The sequence below is a fragment of the Calditrichota bacterium genome (assembly GCA_014359355.1).
GTDB lineage: Bacteria > Zhuqueibacterota > Zhuqueibacteria > JANLFK01 > Oleimicrobiaceae > Oleimicrobium.
Window position 1 is genome coordinate 20,214 of sequence record JACIZP010000202.1, and the last position, 9,413, is coordinate 29,626.

A 9,413-nucleotide genomic window follows, 5' to 3' on the forward strand; every position below is an offset into this window, starting at 1 on the left:
GATACCTTCGCATTCCCGTGTCCCCGCAACTCTTGCTTCCCACTCACCAGCCGATTTTCAGCCGCACAGGGTAGCCCTGCTCGTCTTTGCGCGACTCGCTGATCATCTCACCCAAGAGGCCGATGGACACAAACTGGATGCCCACGATGATGAGCAGGATGCCCAAGAACAGGAGGGGGCGATTGCTCAGGTACACCGAATAGAACAGGCGCATGACCGCCAAATAGAGCGCGATTGCACTTCCGGCAACGAAGCAGATAAGGCCAAGTAGGCCGAAAAGGTGCATGGGCCGTCTGTTGAAGCGCCTAAGGAACATGACCGTGAGCAGGTCGAAAAAGCCGGCGAAGAACCGCCATGGCCCAAACTTGGTTTTGCCGAAGCGCCTGGGCCGATGGTTGACCACAAGCTCGGTGACTTTGAACCCTTGCCAGTGGGCCAAGACTGGCAGGAACCGATGGAGCTGCCCATACACGCGAATGCTGCGCACCACGTCGCTGCGGTAGGCCTTTAGTCCGCAGTTAAAGTCATGCAGCCGCAGGCCGCTAACCGCCGAGGTCACTATGTTGAAGAACTTGGAGCTCCAGCGTTTGCGCAGCGGATCGTGGCGCTTCTTTTTCCATCCAGAAACCAGGTCGTATCCTTCCTCCAACTTGGCGAGCAGGTGGGGGACTTCTGCCGGATCGTCTTGCAGATCGGCGTCCATGGTTACCACCGCGGCGCCTTGAGCGTGGGCAAAACCTACGGCCAGGGCCGCCGATTTGCCACAGTTGCTGCGAAACGAGATGACCTTCACGCGCCGGTCTTGAGCTGCAAGACGTCGCAGCACCTCCAGGGAGCCATCCGTTGAGCCGTCGTCGACAAAGATGATTTCGTAGGAGGGCACGCGTTTCTTGACGGCTGCGACTATCTCCGCATAGAGAGGTTGCAATGACTCGGCTTCGTTGTACAGGGGTACCACCACCGACAAGGCGCATTGCCGGGGTCTGGTTCTCATAGCAGGACCTCCTCCACATTGCTGGGGAGGTGCTGCCGCATCTGCAAGGCGCGCGGGGGGACGTTCACAGTTCTCTCGAGATAGAAAAGCGTCACACGTTCTCGCTGCTGCGGGCGTTCGACGGTCACCATCTGCGGGAGCAGCATGCCGGAGGTCTTGGCAAAACGGCTGAAACTCAACCGATAGAGCAGGCCCAGCTGCGAGTCCTCGTATTCCACCTGCGAGACCACCGCGCGCTGGCGGTCCACCCAGTACCGGAACAGGCCCTCTTCGGCGTGCTTCTCGACCAGCAGACCGTGGCTGTCCATACCTTTCACACCCGCACCTTCCCGGGGCAAGGAGATCAGGCCGCTTAGGGCAGAGATTAGCAGGCGGCCGTCCACCGCCATAACCAGCGGGTCAAGATAGCGAAGCCGGTCGATGCTGCCGCGGTACACACGCCTCTCGGAGGGGACATAGGCCGTGAACGAGCGACCGTCCACGAAGAGCGAGGCCACGTCCAAGCCGAAGATGGCTTCGACCTTGATGAAGGCCGAGTCCGGCATGCGTACCGCTACCTGGGTGTAGCCCGCATAGCCCACATCTGGGGACTCATAAGAGATGCGCGCCCGCCCTTTGAGCGTCTTGAGCTTGCTCACATTCCTGTCCACATCGCGCTGCAACTGCGGCAGGCTGACTTGCGACAGGTCCCATGCTGCTTCCCGTGCAGTTGGCGCGCACCCGAGTGATGTGGTCAGGGCAGCACCCGTAACCAGCCCGCAGACTTTGGCCCACCGTGGGAAAACCAGCCTCTTGTGCCGAATCAGGCGCGTCATGGCCGGGTATGCGATGTGCCTTTCAGCTTCTGCTCCAAGTGCGTGCGCGAGGGGTCGAGCTCGAGCGCCTTTTGCCAGTACTCCTGCGCCTTGGACAACTCCCCCAGCTTCTCGTACACGTCCCCCAGGTGTTCAATCACCTCTGCCGAGCCCGGACGAACCTCGACGGACTTCAAGATCTTTTCCAGTGCCTTCTGATAGTCACCCATCTTGAAGTAAACCCAGCCGATGGTGTCCAAGAAGGCGCCGTTTTCCGGTTCTGCCTGCAGGGCCTTTTCCACCATGAGCAGGGCCTCATCCAGGCGGATACCCCGTTCTGCGAGGCTGTAGCTGTAGTTGTTGAGCGCCGTGGGGTTCTCCGGATCCAAGGCGAGAATCTTGGTGTACACCGAGTCTGCCTCCTCATCCCGCCGCAGCTCCGAGTAGCAGGCCGCCAGCACCAGGAGCACCGGCACATTGTCCTCGTTGTCTTCCAGCGCCTTGGTGATGAAGGGCAGCGCTTCAGCAGGCTTGCGCATCTGGCTGAGCACCGAGCCGAGGAAGAAATTGAGCTCGCCATCCTCGGGGAAAAGCCCCACTGCTTTGCGGAAGACCGCCTCGGCCTGCTGCAGTTCGTTGCGCAGAAGGTGGCAGCGGCCGAGCAGCGACCATGCGGGCGGCACGCGGTCGTTCAGCGCGATGACCTTTTCGAAATGGGTCCCGGCCTGGGACCAGTTGCGCCGCATGAACTCCATGCGACCGGCGGCAAACGGCACGCGCCAGTCGGTAGGGAACCGGCTCGCCAAGGCGTCGAGGTGCGCCAGAGCTCTTGCGGTGTCCCCTTTTTGAAAATAGAGTTCAGCGATCTCCAAGCCGCTCACAACATCGCTGGAGTCCCGCGCGCTTGCTTCCTCATAGAGCTGGATGGCCTGTTCCCACTGCTTTTGAGCCACCAGCAGGTTGCGGCAGAGCTTGCGCACGCGGGTGAAGTTGGGATTTGTCGTCAACGCGCCCCGATAGGTGGCCAGAGCTGCAGCCGTATCACGCAGACTCTCCTGGAGCAGGCCCAGGGAAATGGCTGTGCGCTCATCATCAGGGAAGCGGTCGTGGGCCTGGGCGAATACCCTTGCGGCGGCAAGGGTGTCGCCCTTCATGAGGTGCACCCTGCCCACATCGAGCCAATGCTCGACGTTGGCAGAGTCCGCCTTCGTCAGCTCTGTGAATACCGCTAAGGCTTCGTCCCAACGCTTGGTGGCCGCATAGAGCGCGCGCAGTTCGCTTCGTGCCTCGTCGAAAGCGGGGTCTACCTGCAGGGCTTTTCGGTACCAGGCGATGGCCTGGGTGGTGTCGCCCTCAGCCTTATACGCAGCCGCGATGGCTAGATAGGGCGTCTCGACCTGGCGATCTACCGCCATTGCCATGCGATAGAGCTCCCGCGCTTCAGCATAGGCTCCTGCCTGGTAGAAGAGATTGCCGACCTGGACCAGATAGTCCACGTCCTGGGGCAGGTGTTTTGCGGATTGCCTGACCTGTTGCAGGGCAGCCTTTGTCTTTCCTTGGGCCACCATCAGACTGACCAGCCTGCCCAAGGCATCGGCATCGCGGGGATCTGCTTCCAGCAGTGCGCGGAACTCTGCCTCAGCCAGATCGAGCTTGCGCTGCTCGGTGTAGATATTGCCCAGCAGGCCGTGTACTTCGACGCTCCGCGGGTTCAGGGCAGCGGCCTTCTGCAGGCAGAGCAGTGCGCTCTCGGTCTTGCCGAGGCGCAGATAGATCTCTCCCAAGGCCATCTGGATGCCAAAGGACTGAGGTGCATGGAGAGCCGCCTCCTGGTAGGCGGATAGGGCGTTGGTGAGGTCGCCAAGCGCCTCTGCGGTGGCCCCGCGAATCACCAGACGGGAGACCAACGGATCGACCCGCTGTTGCGCAGCGGTCGCCTGGGTCGCCTCACCCCCGGACTTCCGGATGGCAAGAGGTCCGCCGCATCCGCTGCTGAGCATGAGCAGGCAGATGCTGAGTACAGCCCACGAACGCGGGCTCATCATTGTTCCTCGTGCGGGTAGTGGCATATGTTTGACAAAGCGTAATATACCATAAGCCGCCAACATTTACAAGCAAAAAATCCGATCTGCTTGGATGTGGTGGGCAAGCTACCATTGGAACCGCGACCGGCCCCCGCGGGTTCCCCAAGCTCGCGCTGTTTCGCACCGGTGCCGTGCAGTGGTGTGTACCGCACGGTACACAACGCTGTACCGCCAGGTACAGGTGCAAGGGTCGGGGCGGGCTGGCCGTCCAGGGGCGTCGGCCTAACTCCTTGTATTCCTTTGTGCGGCTCTGTGGGTTTGAGGTTGGCACGGGCATTGCAGATGCAGAGGCGACCGGAGGGAGGGTAACGAGGATGAAAGGCAGCAGATTGCGAGCACGTATGCTGGTGATCGCGGCCTTGGCGGGGCTGCTGGCGGTGGCGCCGCAGCTGTTGGCCCAGGGTCCGCGCAGTGGCCAGGCAGCGCTCGACCAGCTGGACCGACAACTGGAAAGGGCGGCGCAGCTGCTGGCCGGGCGCAGCGAGCCGGCGCTCCAGGGGCTGCTTGAGCAAGCACGCCAGCTTCGGGCGCAGGCCGCAACTGAGATGGCGCAGGGCAGGCACGCCCAAGCAAACGCGCACATTGCCGCAGCCAGAAGGGTGCTGGATCAGTTGATGGCACGGCTCCTGCATAGCCCCGTGGGGCAGCTTGGCGAGCGCCTGCAGGAGCTAATGCGCCAGGCGGAGCAGCTCGTCCCGGGCAGCGGCAATATGGAGGCGGAACGTCTGCTCGCACGCGCACGCCAACAGCAGGCCCGAGCCGCTGACGCGGTCCGCCAGCAGCGCTATCAGGCAGCGGCTGAGCATTACCGCGTGGCCATCTACTGCAGCAAACGCGCCCTTGACCTCGTCCAGGGAGGCGGCCGAATGGGGGCCGAGCGCCTGGAGGAGGCGCGCGACCAGTACCTGACGCTGCTGGATGTGGCGGAACAGGCGGCGGCGCGAAGCGACAACCCCATGGCCAGACGGTCGCTGGAACAGGCGCGTCGGCACGGGCTGTTGGCAGAGCGTGCCCGGCACCGAGGTGACCCTGCCCTGGCTTGGGAACTCTATCACCAAGGCATCCGCATTCTGCTGCGCTGCATCAGCATCAGCGAAGGGGAGATGGGTTCCCCACGAGAGCGGGCTGAAGAGGAAGTGCAGCGCGTGGAGGAACTTCTGCAGGAAGCCGCACGGGAGCAAGAGCTTTCTCCATCACCAGAGGGACGGCTTCTCTTGCCCAAAGGAAAGGAGCTCCTCTCCCGTGCACGCCGGAACGTGGCAGCCGGTGCTTTCCCCATGGCGCTGCAAAATGCTGAGCTTGCCGAAGGCATTGCCTACCGCTTGTTGCACAGGGGCACAACGCAAAGTGATGCCTTGGCAGTGAGAGCCGAGGAGGAGATTAGTCGCCTGCGCCTCGACCTCGAGCGGGCACGTCAGGCTGGCGGCGAAGAGCAGGAAGAACTGCTCGCCCAGGTTGACCAGCTGCTTCGCCTGGCTGAGAGGGCCGTCGAGCTGGGGCGTTACCGAATGGCACTGGTGTGGGTCCTGGCTGGCAACAGGCTTCTTTCTCCGCAGATCGGAACCAGCTCTGCAGACCCAGCCACTGAGGTTGCCGAGCGCCTGGAAGAATTGGACCAGGCGTTGAGCCGGCTCACTTCGGCGACCTCGCAAGGCGAGGAAGATCGCGAGGTTGTCATTCAGGCGCGGGCGCTGCGGCAGGCGGCAGCCATTGCCCTGCAACGCGGCAAGCCGGGTGTGGCTAGGCATCTTGTGGAAAGTGCCATGGAGCTTGTCGCCAGGCTCGGCCTGCAAAGGGATTAGAGCGATATGGAATGAGATGAAAAGGAGGGTAAGGCGGAACGCAAAAGTCGGAGCCCCGGAGGAGGAGCGCGCCGATGCCTTTCCTCGAGCCTTTGTACACGTTGGGCGAGGTATGGAAACTGAACATGCACTTGGAGGAATGGCGATGAAGAGAATAGTGACCTTCGGATTTGCCCTTCTGGTTGTCACGCTGGGGGCATTGATGCTCAGTTGTAGCAAGAATCCCGCTGGACTGGCAGATCGTTCGGAGGATGAGGCGGCTATCCGCGCGATTGTATTGGCCGATGTGGACGTCTTCCATGAAATGGGTCTTGATGATGGCGGGGCACAGCCTCCTGAGTACGAGGCCGGCGGGCTTGGCAAGTCCAGCGACTATATCGAGCCGGTGCGCTATGGCCGGCGCGGCAAGTTCACCTTAGAGTCGGTGGATATTCAGTTCTTCGGCGTGCCGGGCGAGCCGGACACCCTTGCTGTCGCTACCATCACGAAGACCTTCACGGGCACGTTTGTCGTTGTCGCCAAGGACACGGACAGCACCACGCCCGAGGCCTTCAAGGTTTATGAGAAGCCCGTGCGCAGCACCGTCATTCGCAAGGCAAAACTGCAGCGGGTCGGATACTCTGAGAATGCGCGCCGCAACTGGCGGATCGTCGAGGTGTCGATGAGCGAGGGGATCTCGGAGCAGGCAACCGTCAGCATCCCCAGCATGACGATTGCGGCACCAAGACAGGAACCCATCGTGGTGAGCGATCCCCTGGACTTTTGGCTGAAGCGGCGCGACGGTCTGCCGTGCTTCGCCCCAGGCGACACCATCAAACTTTACGTGGCAGTGACCAACAGCAACCACTATCCGCCGGCCCCTGGCACGACCGTGCTCGTTCACTTTGGCGTGGACCGCTGGTTGCAGCGGGCGCGTCGCCCGCTCAACGACGAGGGCATCTACCCTGACCTGGTCGCTGGCGATGGTGTGTTTAGCGGCTGTTGGGTAGCCAAACATGAGCAGGGGCTGCGCCACATGGTGATCGATGCCATCGACCATGGCACCATTTACGACGACGTGGCGCCCTACAACTCCGTCTGCTGGGGGCTGGTGTACGGCAAAGAGGGCAAAGGCGGGTGGTAGGTGGCACACGTTTCTGCAGTTGGCTCAATTGAGAGAGGAGGCAATTGGTCATGGCACGGAAGATGTATGCTCGCGTGCTCCTGCTGACAGTGGCTCTACTCTTGGCAGGGGCAGCGCTGGCCCAGCAGGTGGTCGTGAGACCCCACCAGGTCACCTTGCAGCCTGGTCAGGGACAGCAGTTTGAGGCGCAACTCTTTGACCGCGCAGGCCGGCCGGTGCGGGGAGTTACCTGTACCTGGTCAGTTGAACCAAGTTTTCTTGGCACCGTGACCAGAGACGGCTACTTCATCGCCGGGCCAGAGCCAGGCCCCGGACGCGTGACAGCCTCCGTCGTGTTGGCGGGAGTGCAGTATCGGGGCAGCGCCGACGTGGTCGTGGCCGAGGCTCGCCTTTCTGGCAAGCAGCTCCTGGTAGAGCCCGCCGAGGTGGTACTGGCTCCCGGCCAGTCTCAGCAGTTCACTGCGCGCTTGATGACAAGCAGAGGAGTGACCATCGTGCCCACTGAGCTGCGATGGGAAGTAGTCCCCACGTCTTTGGGCACGATAGCTTCCGACGGGCTGTTCACTGCGGGGACGGTCGCCATCGCCGGCCAGGTCATTGCCCAGGCAACTGTGGATGGCAGGCTCCTGAGGGGAGCGGCTCGCGTCCTGGTCAGCCAAGGGGCAAATGGACTGATTACGGGGCTGGTGGTGGACGCGCGTGATGGTTCGGCTCTGGCCGGAGCGCTGGTGACTGTGCAGTGCCTAGGCCCATTGCCATGGGCAAGGCACGACACCACAGACGCCGACGGCAGCTATGCCGTCCCTGTGCTGGCCCCTGGAATGTACGTGGTGCACGCGTGTGCTCCCGGGTTCCTTCCCGAGTATTATGACGACGCGCCCTCACTTCGGGAGGCTACGCCGATCAGCATCGCAGCAGGCGATACCATTAGGGGAATTGACTTTGCCTTGGCGCCAGGCGGTGCAATAGGGGGCATGGTCGCTGCAGAGGCCGACAGCCTGCCGCTGCCAGGCGCCCATGTGCAGGCCTATTCGCCAGCTTTCCCTAATGTTCGGTATCACGCGGTCACTGACAAGGGTGGCCTGTATATCATCGGGTCGCTCCCACGTGGCTCTTACGTGGTCGAGGCAAGCGCTGCCGGCTACAAGGGGGAGTTCTACGCAGACGCCGCCAGTTTGCGCAGCGCCACGCTGGTGGAAGTGGCAGGAAGTGACACTACCTTGGGCATCGACTTTTTCCTGGCAACCAGCAGTGCCATTACCGGTTGTGTGGTGGACGAGGTGACCGGTGCGCCGATTCCTTTAGCTCAAGTCTGTGCCCATGCCGTTGATGGGGTCGGCAGGGATCGCGACCGAGTAGCCACCGCTCGTACCGACAGCAGCGGTTGCTATGCTCTGCCTGTGCGACCTGGCACCTACCAAGTGATGGCGCGCGCAGACGGCTACGCGGATGAGTGGTACGACGGGGTGAGCGACCGGCGGCTTGCTACGCCAGTGGTGGTCGTGGCAGACCAGCACACCTCAGGCATCGACTTCCGACTCAGTGCAGTGAGTGCCATCGCTGGTCGAGTGACAGATGAGACAGGCGGTGTGCCCATTGTCGGGGCGCTGGTCACCGCGTACCAGGAAGGTCCAGGAGCGCGCTGCTCGTCAGCACGGACCAGTGAGGATGGCAGCTACTTCATCGGGAATCTGCAGCCTGGCAATTACCTCGTGCGTGCCGCTGCCCCGGACTATCTGGCCGAATGGTACAAGGAGGCGGAATGTGTCCGCGACGCTACGCCGGTAGCCGTCGCCGCGGCCGACACCGTGCAGGGTGTGGATTTCACTTTGAAGCGCGGCGGCAGCATTACTGGGTCGGTCCGCAGCCAGAGAACCGGCCAACCAATTGCCGGTGCACGCGTGGAGGTGTTCAGCACTGCGGGCCCCTTCTCGCGGGTGGCTTTTGCCGATAGTGAAGGCACTTATGCGGTGGTCGGGCTGCCTAGCGGGAGCTATCTGGTGTGCGCCTCGGCGCGGGACCACGTCCCTGTCTACTATGACGGAGTACTGACGCGGATACAGGCGACGCCCGTGACCGTCAATGCGCCAGAGGAAACAAGCGGGATCGACTTCTTGCTGCCTTCTCGTCTGCTGGACGGGGCCACCATCGCTGGACGCGTCACCGATGAGCGGACCGGGGAGCCCTTGCGCGGCGTACGCGTGTTCGCCACGCCGGTGCGACCTGGCCAGGTCTACACCGACCTCACTGACGGGGAAGGGTCGTATGTGCTGACCGGGCTCCGGCCTGGAGTCTACATCGTGTGGGCGTTCAAGACCGGCTACCTGGCGGAGTTCTACCAGGACGCACACTCTTGGCTCGAGGCCACTCGCATCACTGTGGCGGCCGGAGATAGCATCCGCGGCATCGACTTTGCGCTGAGGCCCCAAGAACGAGGGCCGTTCATGGTGACGGGGGCCATCGCCAGCAAAGAGGGCCAGCCGGTTGCTGGGGCGATGGTTCTGGCGCGCCGTGGAGAGGAGCTGGTGGCCACCGCCGTGAGCGATGAGAACGGCCAATACGCCTTGGACGAGCTTCCCGAGGGCAGCTATACTGTCTGCGCGATCTTCCCAATCG

At 62.6% G+C, this 9,413-nt stretch carries 6 protein-coding genes; 3 read left to right on the forward strand and 3 right to left on the reverse strand.

The annotated features are described in order from the left end of the window. Positions 1-43: 43 nt before the first annotated feature. Genes H5U38_09120 through H5U38_09130 form a run of 3 tightly spaced genes read right to left on the reverse strand, consistent with a single transcriptional unit; the run spans position 44 to position 3,833 of the window. On the reverse strand, positions 44-994 hold the full coding sequence (locus tag H5U38_09120) for a glycosyltransferase family 2 protein (protein MBC7187180.1): 951 nt from the start codon (positions 992-994) through the stop codon (positions 44-46). After that, positions 991-1,809 (reverse strand): DUF4292 domain-containing protein, encoded by an 819-nt coding sequence (locus H5U38_09125; GenBank protein MBC7187181.1) that lies wholly within the window; start codon positions 1,807-1,809, stop codon positions 991-993. The genes H5U38_09120 and H5U38_09125 overlap by 4 nt, the downstream gene beginning before the upstream one ends. Then, on the reverse strand, positions 1,806-3,833 hold the full coding sequence (locus H5U38_09130) for a tetratricopeptide repeat protein (GenBank protein ID MBC7187182.1): 2,028 nt from the start codon (positions 3,831-3,833) through the stop codon (positions 1,806-1,808). The genes H5U38_09125 and H5U38_09130 overlap by 4 nt, the downstream gene beginning before the upstream one ends. A 353-nt stretch (positions 3,834-4,186) precedes the next feature. On the opposite strand from H5U38_09130, the gene H5U38_09135 reads away from it, so the two are divergent. From H5U38_09135 to H5U38_09145, 3 genes are all read left to right on the forward strand, one after another. Next, positions 4,187-5,674 (forward strand): hypothetical protein, encoded by a 1,488-nt coding sequence (locus tag H5U38_09135; GenBank protein ID MBC7187183.1) that lies wholly within the window; start codon positions 4,187-4,189, stop codon positions 5,672-5,674. Between the two features lie 145 nt (positions 5,675-5,819). Next, a complete protein-coding gene (locus H5U38_09140) occupies positions 5,820-6,797 on the forward strand; it encodes a hypothetical protein (protein ID MBC7187184.1) in 978 nt (325 codons plus the stop codon). 50 nt (positions 6,798-6,847) lie between these two features. Continuing rightward, positions 6,848-9,413, forward strand: a 2,566-nt coding sequence (locus H5U38_09145; protein MBC7187185.1) for a carboxypeptidase regulatory-like domain-containing protein, incomplete at its 3' end; no start/stop codon positions are given.